At 64.3% G+C, this 15,560-nt stretch carries 6 protein-coding genes and 3 rRNA genes; 1 reads left to right on the top strand and 8 read right to left on the bottom strand.

What is annotated here, in order from left to right; genetic code table 11:
- Positions 1 to 35: 35 nt before the first annotated feature.
- The 6 genes from QE416_RS11775 to rpsA all read right to left on the bottom strand — a co-directional run bounded on the left by QE416_RS11775 (position 36) and on the right by rpsA (position 9,080).
- Complete coding sequence (locus tag QE416_RS11775) at positions 36 to 1,334, bottom strand: MFS transporter (RefSeq protein ID WP_307316424.1); 1,299 nt, start codon at positions 1,332 to 1,334, stop codon at positions 36 to 38.
- 152 nt (positions 1,335 to 1,486) lie between these two features.
- Positions 1,487 to 1,603, bottom strand: a 5S ribosomal RNA gene (rrf, locus tag QE416_RS11770).
- 102 nt (positions 1,604 to 1,705) lie between these two features.
- Positions 1,706 to 4,815, bottom strand: a 23S ribosomal RNA gene (locus QE416_RS11765).
- Positions 4,816 to 5,230: 415 nt separating this feature from the next.
- A 16S ribosomal RNA gene (locus QE416_RS11760) occupies positions 5,231 to 6,752 on the bottom strand.
- The 16S, 23S and 5S rRNA genes sit together here, the layout of an rRNA operon.
- A 594-nt stretch (positions 6,753 to 7,346) precedes the next feature.
- Complete coding sequence (locus QE416_RS11755; protein ID WP_307316423.1) at positions 7,347 to 7,520, bottom strand: hypothetical protein; 174 nt, start codon at positions 7,518 to 7,520, stop codon at positions 7,347 to 7,349.
- Between the two features lie 105 nt (positions 7,521 to 7,625).
- Entirely contained in the window at positions 7,626 to 9,080 is a 1,455-nt protein-coding gene (gene rpsA / locus QE416_RS11750) for a 30S ribosomal protein S1 (protein WP_058622362.1), read from the bottom strand.
- A gap of 467 nt (positions 9,081 to 9,547) precedes the next feature.
- Between rpsA and QE416_RS11745 the strand changes: the two genes are divergently transcribed.
- A complete protein-coding gene (locus tag QE416_RS11745; RefSeq protein WP_307316420.1) occupies positions 9,548 to 10,543 on the top strand; it encodes a lytic transglycosylase domain-containing protein in 996 nt (331 codons plus the stop codon).
- Positions 10,544 to 10,547: 4 nt separating this feature from the next.
- Here the strand turns inward: QE416_RS11745 and QE416_RS11740 are convergent, their stop codons facing one another.
- Complete coding sequence (locus QE416_RS11740) at positions 10,548 to 13,568, bottom strand: DEAD/DEAH box helicase family protein (protein WP_307316417.1); 3,021 nt, start codon at positions 13,566 to 13,568, stop codon at positions 10,548 to 10,550.
- Positions 13,569 to 13,856: 288 nt separating this feature from the next.
- Positions 13,857 to 15,554 carry an AarF/ABC1/UbiB kinase family protein gene (locus QE416_RS11735; RefSeq protein ID WP_307316415.1) on the bottom strand — a complete coding sequence of 566 codons (1,698 nt, stop codon included), beginning with the start codon at positions 15,552 to 15,554 and terminating at the stop codon, positions 13,857 to 13,859.
- Positions 15,555 to 15,560: the final 6 nt, after the last annotated feature.

The following is a 15,560-nucleotide window of genomic DNA, read 5'->3' as shown; positions in this document are numbered from 1 at the left end:
ATCGGCGTCTTCCACTCCGACCTCCCTCACGTCATCTACGACGCTAGTCTCTCCCGCCGACATCGTCCCGGGCCATTGACCTCGACCCGCCGAACATCGATGGATACGCCGACAGGTCTCATCGAGGGCGAGCAGGAGCCGAGCGCAGAGCCAACATGGCGACCCCGAACGCGAGGACGCACATCCCGAGCACCAGTGATGAGAAAACCACCCACCCCCGCCGACGCGAACACCAGCCCGAGCAGCCATCCGAACAGGCTCGAGCCACCGTAGTAGCCCAGGTAGTACAGCGAGGACGCTTGGGCGCGCGCTTGCGGATCTGCCGCCACCGGCGTCCATCCCGACGCCACCGCGTGCGCCGCGAAGAAGCCCGCGGTGAACGCGAGAAGCCCCGCGATCACGGCTACGACCGACGGGATAGACATCGCGACGACGCCGACCGCCATCACCCCGATGCTCCCCAGAAGCACCGGCAGACGCCCATACCGCACGGCGAGGGCCCCTGCACGAGGAGACGACACCGTGCCTGCCAGGTACGCGAGGAACAACAGGGTCACCACGGCCGGCGCCAGAGAGAAAGGCGGCTCGGCGAGGTGAAATCCCAGGTAGTTGTAGACCGCGACGAAAGCGCCCATCAACAAGAACGCCTGGGCGTACAGCGCCAGCTGCACGGGTGAGCGCAGGTTGAGCGCGAGGCGGCGCCGCACCGTGGGACCCCTCACGGTTCGCGCGCGCCCGGGCACGAAACCCCGCGCCGGGGGCACCAACGCCAGGAACACGGCCGCGGCCACCGCGCAGAGGAACACCACGGATGCCACCCCCCACCGCCACCCGGCGAACTCGGCGACGAAGCCCGAAGCGACGCGGCCCGACAGGCCTCCCACGGTGGTGCCGGCGATGTAGGAACCGGCGGCAGCCGCCACGAAACGCGGCGAGACCTCTTCGCTCAGATATGCCAGAGCGACAGCGGGCACCGCACCGAGTGCCACGCCTTCCAGCAGCCGCAGCGCCAGCAGCAAGCTGAGATCGTGAGCGAACGGTGTGACGGCGCCGAGCAGCGTGGCGGCGATGACACCGATCGCCATCGCCGGAACCCGACCGATCCGGTCGGCCACCAGCGACCACGGGATGACCGCCGCAGCCAACCCGAGAGTGGAAGCCGACACGGTCGAGGCGGCGCCCGCCGGCCCCGATGCCACATCGACGGCGATCGCGGGAAGCACGGCCTGCGTTGCGTAGAGCTGCGCGAACGTGGCGACACCGCCGAAGAAGAGACCGATCAGGAGACGCCGGTACTCGCGGCTCCCGGGCAGGTGTCCCGAAAAGCCGCTCACGTCATCGACCCTATCGATCCCGCGGTGGGTGTGGTGATGCGTCGGTGGGTGCTTCCCTACGGAAGAACGCGCCGACGCGGTACCGCACCCGAAAGTGCCCGTAAATGCGAAATGGCCACCCAACGTTGGGTGGCCATTTCGACTGAAAAGAAGTCCGGCGGTGTCCTACTCTCCCACAGGGTCCCCCCTGCAGTACCATCGGCGCTGAGAGGCTTAGCTTCCGGGTTCGGAATGTAACCGGGCGTTTCCCTCTCGCTATGGCCGCCGAAACACTATTGATGTTTCACAAACCAACAACGACATGATCATTGTTGAGTTCCCGACCGTACATCGAGAACCACTCAGTGGACGCAAGCACCAAAAACAGGTGTGTTATCAAGTCATCGGCTTATTAGTACCGGTCAGCTTCACGTATTACTACGCTTCCACATCCGGCCTATCAACCCAGTAGTCTGGCTGGGAGCCTCTCACCATAAAGGTATGGAAGTCTCATCTTGAGGCCGGCTTCCCGCTTAGATGCTTTCAGCGGTTATCCATCCCGAACGTAGCTAATCAGCGGTGCTCCTGGCGGAACAACTGACACACCAGAGGTTCGTCCAACCCGGTCCTCTCGTACTAGGGTCAGATCCTCTCAAACTTCCTACGCGCGCAGCGGATAGGGACCGAACTGTCTCACGACGTTCTAAACCCAGCTCGCGTACCGCTTTAATGGGCGAACAGCCCAACCCTTGGGACCTACTCCAGCCCCAGGATGCGACGAGCCGACATCGAGGTGCCAAACCATGCCGTCGATATGGACTCTTGGGCAAGATCAGCCTGTTATCCCCGAGGTACCTTTTATCCGTTGAGCGACAGCGCTTCCACAAGCCACTGCCGGATCACTAGTCCCGACTTTCGTCCCTGCTCGACCTGTCAGTCTCACAGTCAAGCTCCCTTGTGCACTTACACTCGCCACCTGATTGCCAACCAGGTTGAGGGAACCTTTGGGCGCCTCCGTTACATTTTGGGAGGCAACCGCCCCAGTTAAACTACCAACCAGGCACTGTCCCTGAACCGGATCACGGTCCTAAGTTAGATATCCAGAGTGACCAGAGTGGTATTTCAACAATGACTCCACACTCACTGGCGTGAATGCTTCACCGTCTCCCACCTATCCTACACAAGCCACACCGAACACCAATACCAAGCTGTAGTAAAGGTCACGGGGTCTTTCCGTCCTGCTGCGCGTAACGAGCATCTTTACTCGTAATGCAATTTCGCCGAGTTCGCGGTTGAGACAGTTGGGAAGTCGTTACGCCATTCGTGCAGGTCGGAACTTACCCGACAAGGAATTTCGCTACCTTAGGATGGTTATAGTTACCACCGCCGTTTACTGGGGCTTAAATTCTCAGCTTCGCCTTACGGCTAACCGGTCCTCTTAACCTTCCAGCACCGGGCAGGCGTCAGTCCGTATACATCGTCTTGCGACTTGGCACGGACCTGTGTTTTTAGTAAACAGTCGCTACCCACTAGTCTCTGCGGCCACCACACCCTTTCGGAGCAAGTCCTAATAAGTGGATGGCCCCCCTTCTCCCGAAGTTACGGGGGCATTTTGCCGAGTTCCTTAACCACGATTCTCTCGATCTCCTTGGTATTCTCTACCTGACCACCTGAGTCGGTTTGGGGTACGGGCGGCTAGAACCTCGCGTCGATGCTTTTCTTGGCAGCATAGGATCACCCACTTTTTATCCGCATCGTGTCTCAGCCTCATGACTCCCGGATTTGCCTAAGAGTCGGCCTACGCACTTGCACCAGGACTACCATCGCCTGGCTTGGGCTACCTTCCTGCGTCACACCTGTTAATACGCTAGCCGCACCAGCATGGGGTCGAGCGTTCACACACACCCGCCTCACCCCGAAGGGATCCGCTAAAGCGTGAGCTAGGACTCTTAGCACCACTGGATTGACTGGGGCGGTTCTTCGCCGGTACGGGAATATCAACCCGTTGTCCATCGACTACGCCTGTCGGCCTCGCCTTAGGTCCCGACTTACCCAGGGAAGATTAGCTTGACCCTGGAACCCTTGGTCTTTCGGAGGACGTGTTTCTCACACGTCTTTCGCTACTCATGCCTGCATTCTCACTCGTGTAGCGTCCACGGCTGGGTCACCCCGCCGCTTCACTCGCCACACGACGCTCTCCTACCCATCAACACGGCTGGACCACGAAGGCCTACCAAAAATGTCAATGCCACAACTTCGGTGGCGTGCTTGAGCCCCGTTACATTGTCGGCGCGGAATCACTTGACCAGTGAGCTATTACGCACTCTTTCAAGGGTGGCTGCTTCTAAGCCAACCTCCTGGTTGTCAAAGCAACTCCACATCCTTTCCCACTTAGCACGCGCTTAGGGACCTTAGTTGGTGGTCTGGGTTGTTTCCCTCTCGACTATGAAGCTTATCCCCCACAGTCTCACTGCTGCGCTCTCACTTACCGGCATTCGGAGTTTGGCTGACGTCAGTAACCTTGTAGGGCCCATCGGCCATCCAGTAGCTCTACCTCCGGCAAGAAACACGCAACGCTGCACCTAAATGCATTTCGGAGAGAACCAGCTATCACGAAGTTTGATTGGCCTTTCACCCCTATCCACAGCTCATCCCCTCAGTTTTCAACCTAAGTGGGTTCGGTCCTCCACGACGTCTTACCGTCGCTTCAACCTGGCCATGGATAGATCACTTCGCTTCGGGTCTAGGACACGCGACTGAATCGCCCTATTCAGACTCGCTTTCGCTACGGCTACCCCACTCGGGTTAACCTCGCCACGTATCGCTAACTCGCAGGCTCATTCTTCAAAAGGCACGCTGTCACCCCTACTAAGGAGGCTCCAACGGTTTGTAAGCAAACGGTTTCAGGTACTATTTCACTCCCCTCCCGGGGTACTTTTCACCTTTCCCTCACGGTACTTGTCCGCTATCGGTCATCTGGGAGTATTTAGGCTTATCAGGTGGTCCTGACAGATTCACACGGGATTTCTCGGGCCCCGTGCTACTTGGGATACTTCTCACGCCAAGAACAGGTATTTCGACTACGGGGTTCGCACCCTCTATGACCGGCCATTCAAAACCGTTCGTCTATACCCTCTTGTCACGTCGATCATTCGGCAGAACAATCAGAAAAGTCCCGCAACCCCCAACATGCAACGCCTGCCGGCTATCACACACGCTAGGTTTAGCCTCTTCCGGTTTCGCTCGCCACTACTTACGGAATCGCTTTTGCTTTCTCTTCCTGTGGGTACTGAGATGTTTCACTTCCCCACGTTCCCTCTACCCGCCCTATATATTCAGGCGGGAGTCACCAGGTACGCACGCGCCCTGGCGGGGTTTCCCCATTCGGACATCCTCGGATCAAAACTCGCTTATCAGTTCCCCGAGGCTTATCGCAGATTGCTACGTCCTTCTTCGGCTCCAGATGCCAAGGCATCCACCGTTTGCTCTTAAAGACTTGAAATCACATGAGTTGAATCGTCAAAAAATTGACTAATGATCTTTAAGATCATCTTCACGACACAACCAAAAAGTCATGTCGAAGATGCTCGCGTCCACTGTGTAGTTCTCAAAGTACGGGCGGTACCCACCCCACACGCCACAACCGTGACAGCAGGGAAGGCCCACGAGGAACAGCCACCAACCACACCAGCCTTCCGACTAGCGCAACCAGCGCCCGGCCCCTCAGGACCCAACAGCGTGCATGTACCCACCCCTCCAACCCGAACCGTTCCCACAGCAAGCTGCGTACTAGACCCGAACCATCGGCATGAGCACCCCATCAAATGTTCCACCCATGAGCTACCAGCAACACACATTCGGTGCTGAACTGGCGCCTGGACACTCGAACCGAAACCCGAGTGCCAGATGCTCCTTAGAAAGGAGGTGATCCAGCCGCACCTTCCGGTACGGCTACCTTGTTACGACTTAGTCCTAATTACCGATCCCACCTTCGACGGCTCCCTCCACAAGGGTTAGGCCACCGGCTTCAGGTGTTACCGACTTTCATGACTTGACGGGCGGTGTGTACAAGACCCGGGAACGTATTCACCGCAGCGTTGCTGATCTGCGATTACTAGCGACTCCGACTTCATGAGGTCGAGTTGCAGACCTCAATCCGAACTGGGACCGGCTTTTTGGGATTCGCTCCACCTCACGGTATTGCAGCCCTTTGTACCGGCCATTGTAGCATGCGTGAAGCCCAAGACATAAGGGGCATGATGATTTGACGTCATCCCCACCTTCCTCCGAGTTGACCCCGGCAGTATCCCATGAGTTCCCACCATTACGTGCTGGCAACATAGAACGAGGGTTGCGCTCGTTGCGGGACTTAACCCAACATCTCACGACACGAGCTGACGACAACCATGCACCACCTGTTTACGAGTGTCCAAAGAGTTGACCATTTCTGGCCCGTTCTCGTATATGTCAAGCCTTGGTAAGGTTCTTCGCGTTGCATCGAATTAATCCGCATGCTCCGCCGCTTGTGCGGGTCCCCGTCAATTCCTTTGAGTTTTAGCCTTGCGGCCGTACTCCCCAGGCGGGGAACTTAATGCGTTAGCTGCGTCACGGAAACCGTGGAATGGTCCCCACAACTAGTTCCCAACGTTTACGGGGTGGACTACCAGGGTATCTAAGCCTGTTTGCTCCCCACCCTTTCGCTCCTCAGCGTCAGTTACGGCCCAGAGATCTGCCTTCGCCATCGGTGTTCCTCCTGATATCTGCGCATTCCACCGCTACACCAGGAATTCCAATCTCCCCTACCGCACTCTAGTCTGCCCGTACCCACTGCAGGCCCGAGGTTGAGCCTCGGGATTTCACAGCAGACGCGACAAACCGCCTACGAGCTCTTTACGCCCAATAATTCCGGATAACGCTTGCGCCCTACGTATTACCGCGGCTGCTGGCACGTAGTTAGCCGGCGCTTTTTCTGCAGGTACCGTCACTTACGCTTCTTCCCTGCTAAAAGAGGTTTACAACCCGAAGGCCGTCATCCCTCACGCGGCGTTGCTGCATCAGGCTTCCGCCCATTGTGCAATATTCCCCACTGCTGCCTCCCGTAGGAGTCTGGGCCGTGTCTCAGTCCCAGTGTGGCCGGTCACCCTCTCAGGCCGGCTACCCGTCGACGCCTTGGTGAGCCATTACCTCACCAACAAGCTGATAGGCCGCGAGCCCATCCCAGACCGAAAAATCTTTCCAAACACGACCATGCGATCACGTCTCATATCCAGTATTAGACGCCGTTTCCAGCGCTTATCCCAGAGTCCAGGGCAGGTTGCTCACGTGTTACTCACCCGTTCGCCACTGATCCACCAAGCAAGCTTGGCTTCACCGTTCGACTTGCATGTGTTAAGCACGCCGCCAGCGTTCATCCTGAGCCAGGATCAAACTCTCCGTAAAAAAGAAATGCATACAACCACCGGGAAAACGACAGTCATAGCGAGTTTGAAACTGACCAAAGAGAAAACATCAAAACTGACGAATTCATATGCCAACCCCCGGAAGGGCTGGTCTTTGATCCAAAGGAATTTCTCGCAATCCAACAAAAGTCAGACCGACGAGGAATAAATTGGCATTTGACAAGTGCACGCTGTTGAGTTCTCAAGGAACGGACGCACCCACAGAAACAGTCTCTCGACCTGCCCGTGAGGCAATTCACTACCTATTCGATCATTCAAACCTTAAGGTACTCACCGTGGGACCTATGAAAGATCAACGTCGTGAAACCCGGTCGAAGACCAAAACCAAAACCCTACACCGAAACGATGAGGTTCTGGACAGTCCGCCACTTGAGACGAAGCGGGGCCTTCCGGCCTCTCCGCTCTCCCCTGTGGGGCGAACAGGTAATAAGTTACGCGGGAACGACCGACCCGTCGAATCCGGGCACATCTCGGGCGTGTCGCCGGACCGCAGGCGCAGAATCCTGCGGAAACGTCGACGGCCCGGCGCGACCTTCCAGGTCGTCCGGGCCGAACCGCGGGAACGGTATGACGGTCAGGCGACGAGCGTCCATGTCGACGACGAGGTCATGGCATCCGCGTGTCCCCCGGTGAACTCGATCCCGCCGAAGAACATCGCGCCGATGACCAGAGCGAAGACGAACGCGATCGACAGGAAGAGCACGGCCACGCCGGCGAGGGTGATCAGGAGCGGAAGTCGAGAAGCCATGTCTTTATCCTGCCCTGATCCCCCGCTCGTTCACCAGGGCTTGCGCCCGGAAACGACCGAAGGCCGGCACCTCCGAGGAGGTACCGGCCTTCAGTGCGGGACGGATCAGCGACCGGAGAGCTTCTCGCGAAGCGCAGCCAGCGACTCGTCGTCGGCGAGGGTGCCCTGGGCGGGCGACTCGGACGAGAAGGATCCACCGAACGAACCGGTGTCCGTCGGGTTGGCTGCCTCGGCCTCGAGGGCCTTGGCGACGGCAGCCTTGTGAGCCTCCCAGCGACCCTGGGCAGCGGCGTACTCCTGCTCCCATGCTTCGCGCTGAGTGTCGAAGCCCTCGAGCCACGCACCCGACTCGGGGTCGAAGCCCTCGGGGTACTTGTACTCGCCACGCTCGTCGTACTCGGTGGCCATGCCGTACAGCGCCGGGTCGAACTCGGTGCCGTTGGGGTCGACCGACTCGTTGGCCTGCTTCAGCGACAGCGAGATGCGGCGACGCTCGAGATCGATGTCGATGATCTTGACGAAGACCTCTTCGCCGACCGACACGACCTGCTCGGCGAGCTCGACGTGCTTACCCGACAGCTCGGAGATGTGCACGAGGCCCTCGATGCCGTCGGCCACGCGAACGAACGCACCGAACGGAACGAGCTTGGTGACCTTGCCCGGAGCGATCTGGCCGATCGCGTGGGTACGGGCGAACACCTGCCACGGGTCTTCCTGCGTCGCCTTGAGCGAGAGCGACACGCGCTCGCGGTCGAGGTCGACCTCGAGGATCTCGACGGTGACCTCCTGGCCCACCTCGACGACCTCGGAGGCGTGCTCGATGTGCTTCCAGGAGAGCTCGGAGACGTGGACGAGACCGTCGACGCCACCCAGGTCGACGAACGCACCGAAGTTGACGATCGACGAGACCGTGCCCTTGCGGACCTGGCCCTTGTGGAGGTTGTTGAGGAACGTGGTGCGCGACTCGGACTGCGTCTGCTCGAGCAGGGCGCGGCGCGAAAGCACTACGTTGTTGCGGTTCTTGTCGAGCTCGAGGATCTTGGCCTCGATCTCCTGGCCGAGGTACGGCGTGAGGTCGCGGACGCGGCGCAGCTCGATGAGCGAGGCCGGGAGGAAGCCACGGAGGCCGATGTCGACGATGAGGCCACCCTTGACGACCTCGATCACCGAACCGGTGACAACACCGTCGTTCTCCTTGATCTTCTCGACGTCGCCCCACGCACGCTCGTACTGCGCGCGCTTCTTGGACAGGATGAGGCGGCCTTCCTTGTCCTCCTTCTGGAGAACGAGGGCCTCGACGTGATCGCCGACGTTGACGACCTCGTTGGGGTCGACGTCGTGCTTGATCGAGAGCTCGCGGGAGGGGATGACGCCCTCGGTCTTGTAACCGACGTCGAGGAGGACCTCGTCGCGGTCGATCTTCACCACGGTGCCTTCGATGAGGTCGCCGTCGTTGAAGAACTTGAGCGTCTTCTCGACCGCGGCCAGGAAGTCTTCGGCCGAGCCGATGTCGTTGATCGCGACCTGCTTGATAGCCGGGGCGGTCGTTGCGGTAGTCATGTAGTGGGTTGTCCTAGTTGGGTGTGGTGTCGGGCTCCGACTCCTGTACCCGTCGGTCCGAAGACCGGGGGCCGTCGGGCTGGGGCCGCCCGAGGGCGAACTCCAACCACGAGTCGAAGCGAAGCGGATTGTTTGTGCGATGCCACGGGCCCGCCAGACAGACGAACCCAGATGTGACACCCCAGTCTAACGCACCGGGCCTGGCGCGTGGTCGCGGGCTCCGCGCACCCGCCGTCGGGCACGTCGTACGGGGACACCCGACCCTGGCGACGGTGACGGACGGAGCCTGAGGCACCGGGAGCTTCGGGCGAGCGATTCGCCTCGGATCGGCGCTTTTGTCTGGCCGGTTTGAGGCGGTCCGCCCAGGTGGCATCCAGAAACACGTGCCAGGCTCCCCGTCTTGTGCCCGCTGAACGCGGGTCGGACGGTGACACCCGCACCGTCCTCCCTCACGTGAAACCGGTTTTATGCGCTCTGACTCGACGCCCCCCACCAATCGTCGTGACCGCCGCCTCGCCGCCCGCCGCACTCGTCGTCGCCCCGTGACGACGGTGGGCACGCTCGTGCTCGGCGTCGTCGCGGCTGCGGCTCTCACCGGCACCGCGCCGGCTGCCACGGCTTCCCCCGCAGACCTGTCCACGGCGACGTTCTCTCTCGCCTCCTCGATCACTCCCACGGTCCTCGCCGCCAGTCCCGGCCCCGAGAAGACCCAGGCGAAGACCGCCGAAACCGCGGCCTCGACCTCGATCCAGGCTGCCGCCGCCGTGCAGAAGGACATCGCGGCATCCGGTCTCGACATCGGCCAGCCGGCCACGGTCGACACCACCGCTCTGCAGCACGCGACGGATCGCCTGGAGGCGGCGTCCGCGCTTCCCGAGACCTTCCTTCCCGCCCTCGCACACGACGTCACCGCGGCCTCCGCCTCGGTCGACCAGCGCGTGGCGGAGCTGCGCGGCGGCCTCGACGCCGCCGTCGCCAAGAAGGCCGAAGAAGAGGCCGCCGAGAAGGCACGACAGGAGGCCGAGGCCGCTGCTGCCGCGAAGGCCGCCGCAGACAAGGCGGCCGCGGAGAAGGCGGAGTCGTCGTCGGGCTCCAACAGCGGTGGAGGCGGCGGATCGTCGGCCCCCATTCCCACAGGCGGCGGATCGGGCGACAACAGCGTCGCGGGTGCTCAGGCCGCTGCTCGCGACATGCTCGCCAGCCGCGGCTGGGGCGACGACCAGATGTCGTGCCTCGTGTCGCTGTGGAACAAGGAGTCGGGCTGGAACTACAAGGCCTACAACTCCGGTAGCGGCGCCTATGGCATCCCGCAGGCTCTCCCCGGCAGCAAGATGTCGTCCGCCGGTGCCGACTGGCAGACCAACGCCGCCACCCAGGTGTCGTGGGGCCTCGGGTACATCTCGGGCCGCTACGGCACGCCGTGCGGCGCGTGGGGCCACTCGCAGTCGACCGGCTGGTACTGAGCCCTCAGCTCCACCGCATCATCGAGCGCGCCGCTCCGGAGAACCCTCCGGTGCGGCGCGCTTCTGCGAGCAGCGAGAGGTTCTCGGGACCGTTGAGCTCGTGCAGGACGGCCGGTCCCACGTGCACCTGCCACGCGCCGTGAAAGCGGAGAGCGTCCGCCCGACGACGACCGATCTCGAAAGGCACGGCGACGAACTGCCGGGACCGGGAGCGTCCCGCGCGCTCGAGGACGCCGCGCACCCACCACGGCCCTCCGCCGCGATCGACCTCCAGCACGAAGCGCGGCGCCCGGATCGGACCGCACAGCTCCTCCAGTGCGATCGCGAACGTCCTCTGATCGGCGAGGCTCGCATGCGCCATCCTGATCTCCGCGCGGGTGGCGTCGGCATCCCTCCGCTCTCCCTCCCACATCGCAACGGCGAGCGGAGACCGGACGCGCCCGCTCTCGGACAACGCCGTCCACACCACATGCGCCATGTTGCGCAGCGTCGCCGCGGCGTCCCGAGCCTGCCGACGCGTCCGACGCCACGCGGAGAACAGGGGCACGGCCACGACGGCCCCGGTCAGGGCGCTGGCTCCCCCCACCGCGACTCCCGCGACCGGGGGTAGGAAGAACGACAGCGCGATCAGCGCCGCCGGCGCTCCCGCCGATACTCCGAGCCATCCGCCGAGGGCACGCTCGGCCGTCACCGACGTCGAGAAGACCGGCGTGCGGGCCGGGCGCTCGACCACCGCGGAGAGCTCCTCGCGATCGTCGTACGGGGAGCCGATGCGCCAGGCGGATCGCGTCTCGTTCCGCGGCGGAACCGAGGTCAGGGCGTCGACACGCTCCAGCGACGCACCGGGGGCCTTCTCGAGCACCTCGTCGAGCGCACGACGACGTTCGTGCCCCAGCGCCGCCGGCAGCCCGCGGACGATGCGGTCGGGGTGGTCGGCGTCGAGTCCCCACAGGCCGGCGTGCTTGCGACGGAGGCGGGCGGCATCCGGTTGCGCGTCGAGGGGCGAGTCGGGCGGCAGAAGCGCCGAGACCGTCCAGTTGTGGGCGACCTTCTCGGGCCAGCTCGGATCGCGTCGCAGCGTACGGCCCCGCAACTGCTGCGTCGCTGACGCCGTCGCCACCGCCGTGAGGTCGACCAGGGTGTTCACCGCCGGGCAGTCCCAGCCCTCGCCGAACAGACCGCGCGTGCCCACGACCACCTCGAGCGAGCCGTCGGCGAGCAGCCGGGAGACGGCGCCGACCACACCCGACCCCGTGGTCCCCCGCACCTCGAGGACGGCCACATCGTCGGGGCAGGGCTCCCCCGTCACCGGGACGCCGAGCTCGCGCGTGAGCGCCGGAAGCAGCGTGTCCGCGTGACGGACGGCGACGCGCACCGTCGAGGACGTGACGAGGATCGCGCGCAGCGCCGAGGTAACGGCATCCGTCGCCACGATCGAGAACGTGCGGACGGCGCCGGCCGAGCCCAGCAGCCCCCCGTGGACGTTGCCGTGGGTGACGTAGTCGGTCACGACGAGGGCGCGGAGGCGGTCGCCGAGCTCGGTGCGCTCGCGGGCGAGGATGTCGCACGCTCCCCTGTCCTTCGAGAGGGAGGACGCGAGGACCGTGTCGATCGGGTCGCGGGTGCGCCGCACCCCGCGGTCGGTCAGGGCGAAGCCGAAATCGGCGAGCAGGCGGCGCAGCCGGCGCCAATCGTCGGCGCGCGCGGGGTCGGGGAGCACCCGGTCCAGGGCATATCGACCCAGCAGGCGCAGCGTCTCCTCGGTCGTGGGCGCACGTCGCGCCACGGCGGGAAGACGAGCGGCGAGCGGGTCGTCGGGCGCGACGACGGAGAACATCGCCGCGGCGGCCTCGGCACCGGCGAAGTCGACGGCGAAGGCCGCCGAGAGAGCGGCATCGACCGCGGCATCGGGGTCGGACGACTCGACGGCGGGCGGCGGGGGCTCGATCTCCGCACCGTCGACCGCGCTCCTCCCCGCGGGATCGACCGGGGCCGGGGCCGGGGCCGAGACTCCCTCGACGGGCGGTTCGAGGGGATCCGCGGGGGCGGAAGGGGCCGGCGGCTGGAGCACCGCGCGGAGGAAATCTCTCCCGGCGCCCACCGCGAAGGTCGTCCGCAGCGCCTCGGCGAGAGCTTCGGCGTGGGCGGAGAGGAACGCCCTCTCCTCACCCGTCGGTTCGACCACGTGGACGAGGTCGCGGTACGGCGCGAGATCGCCCTCGCGCACGACGGCCGGCACGGGAACCTCGAGATCGACCTCGCCCAGCAACGAGACGTAGTTCTCGTATTCGTTCGCATCCTCGGGCGAAGGAAGTGTGGCCGTGAGCCCGATCACGAGCGGCTCCCGACCCACCGCGCGCGACCGCGCGACGAGCGCCGCGACCACCAGCGCCCAGTGATCGAGGAGGTGGTGGCACTCGTCGAGGACGATGGTCTCGACCCCCGCCTCGACCAGGCGCTCCAACAGCTCGCGCGATCGCGGGTGCAGAGCGGCCGTGAGCGCGGCGGCATCCTGTCTCGCCAGAGTGCGCCGAAGAGCGCGGGAACGAGAGCGGATGCCACGGCCGTACGCCGCGGCATTGCTCTGGCTGAGCGCCTCGAGCCATTCCTCGGCCTGGTCGGGAGTGCGATCGTCGGCGATCAGCTCGTCGACCCAGCGGGCGTGCGCCAGGGCCGCGAAGGGTTCGCTGGAGTCGACCACGCTGATCGCCTGGTACGTCAGGGCGGTGAGGTCGGCGGGGCGGTCGGGGTCGTCCGACACGGCGGCGTCATCGTTCGCCAGCACGCGGGCAGCGCCCACCCACTGCGCCCGGATGGCCGTCGTGGGTGCGAAGACCACGGTGCGGCGCCCCCGGCGTGCGGCGAGGAGGAGCCCGAGCAGAGTCTTCCCGGCACCCGGCGGAGCGACGAGGTGCAGCGGCTTCCCCGCGTCGACGTCGACTCGGTCGAGCGCGGCGCGCTGATAGGCCCGGAGCGTTCCGTCGAATCGCCACGCCGACAGGGGACGGCGTGAATCGGTCGACACCGCGCCAGTCTAGGGAGGGGCCCCCGGCGGGCGGGCGGACCGACACCCGTCGGAGAGGACGACCCGTGGACCTTCGGTGGCTCGACGCCGCCGACGACGACGTGCGGCGGGGGCTGCCGATCACCCCGCCACGGGTGGTGGGCGAACGTGCGGGTGGTCTCGTCGTTCATGGTCGGAACGGCGGTCTCCGGCATCCCGGTGTTCTTCGGCGTCGTCACGCTTCTGGGCATGTTCGACGGGCGCTGAGCCGGTCGACATCCTTCGCCGTCCCACGCGGCTCCGACCCCGTCAGGCGCCGTTGCGTCGAGCGACCCACCCGGCCAGCAGGGCGTGCGAGAGCGGCGCGATCGACACGACCATGAGGATCGTCCCCAGCACCGCCTGCTCGGACTGCAGCAGCACGCCGCCGATGAGCAGGCCCGTGAACAGCACCGACGACACCACCCGGCGCACCATGCGCTCGAGATCGCGCATGCGCCGTTCGATGCGCGGAGTCTGCACCGAGACCGATCCGTCTTCGAACCGCGAGATGAGGTTATCGGCGCGACGCGGGAGGCGCGCGGTCACCGCAGCGACCGCTCCGACCTCGCGGACGAACGCCTGCGCGGTGTTGCCGCTCTCTTCGCGGATGAGGCGCTGGGCGTAGGGCTCGACGGCATCCCAGATGTTGAAGGCCGGATCGAGGGCGCTGCACATGCCGCTCGTGAGCGACATCGCGCGCACGATCAGCAAGAAGTTCTCGGGCAACTGGAACGGCAGCGACCGCACGACGTCGCCGAACTCGATTGCGAAAGAGCGGAACTCGCGCGGATCGACCTCTTGCAGTTCGGCGAAGCCCATGCCACCGAAGCGTGAGAAGAGCTGCGTCATCGCCCGCTCGAGTTGGATCGTGTCGGCCGAGGGCAGCAGGACGCCCACATCGCGGATGCCGTCGACCAGGCCCTTGCCGTCACGGGAGGCGGCCGCGATGAGCACTCGGCGGAGCCCACGGCGCAGGCTCGGCGGGACTTCTCCCATCATGCCGAAGTCGATGAAAGTGAACCGCCAAGCCGGGGTGCCGGCATCCGTCGTCCCGGCAAGGGGGGTGACGAAGACGTTGCCGGGATGCGGGTCGGCGTGGAAGAAGCCGTCGTCGAAGAGCTGGTCGAACATGACCTGCGCGAAACGTGCGGCCACCTCGGCCGGATCGATGCCCGCGGCGCGCAGTGCATCGACGTCGTTGATCTTGATCGCCGTGACGTCCTGCAGGGTCAGGACGCGGCGGGTCGTGCGCTCCCACACGACCTCGGGGACAGCGACACCGCCCTCTCCCCCGAAGTCGGCGGCGAAGCGCTCGGAGTTCGCGGCCTCGTGGAGGTAGTCGATCTCTTCGAGGCTCGTGACGGCGAACTCCTCGACGAGCGAGGGCATGTCGACACGGTCGCGCACCAGGGCGACCTTGCTGAGCCACACGCCGACCTTGCGCAGGGCGCGCAGGTCGACATCGACGATGCGGTCGATGCCGGGGCGCTGGATCTTCAGGACCACGGCGCTCAGGCCGGTCTCTGCGGCGAGATCCTCCGTCAGCACGGCGCGGTGCGCCTGACCCAGCGACGCTGCGGCGAGAGGCCGTTCGTCGACGCTCGCGAAGGCGCGCTCCAAAGGCATGCCGAGTTCTTGTTCTGCGCGGGCGCGCATCTGCGCGAACGGGACCGCGGGCACTTCGTCTTGAAGGCCCTCCAGCTGCTTCGTGATGGAGGGCGGCAGGACGTCGAGGCGCGACGACATGAACTGGCCGACCTTGATCATCAGACCGCCCAGGTCGACCGCCAGCACGTGGAAGCGCTGAGCGATGCGTTCGAGCCGCCGGGTGCGGCCCCGGGCGGAGATCCACCCGAGACCGAACCGCGGCAGAAAGAGCTCGAACCACCATGCCTGCACCAGATAGCGCGCCGCGAAACGGGTGATCCGCCGGTAGCGGGCTTTCATGAGGGCGTCGTCGGTCATCGGTTC

Source organism: Microbacterium sp. SORGH_AS_0421, assembly GCF_030818635.1.
Lineage (GTDB): Bacteria > Actinomycetota > Actinomycetes > Actinomycetales > Microbacteriaceae > Microbacterium.
The sequence above is the reverse complement of the archived record's forward strand: the minus strand, read 5'-3'. Positions and strand labels throughout refer to the sequence as shown.

Coding starts and splice junctions, on each gene's coding strand:
- QE416_RS11735 (WP_307316415.1), bottom strand. CDS start 15,554: ATGACCGACGACGCCCTCATGAAAGCCCGCTACCGGCGGATCACCCGT.
- QE416_RS11745 (WP_307316420.1), top strand. CDS start 9,548: ATGCGCTCTGACTCGACGCCCCCCACCAATCGTCGTGACCGCCGCCTC.
- rpsA (WP_058622362.1), bottom strand. CDS start 9,080: ATGACTACCGCAACGACCGCCCCGGCTATCAAGCAGGTCGCGATCAAC.
- QE416_RS11755 (WP_307316423.1), bottom strand. CDS start 7,520: ATGGCTTCTCGACTTCCGCTCCTGATCACCCTCGCCGGCGTGGCCGTG.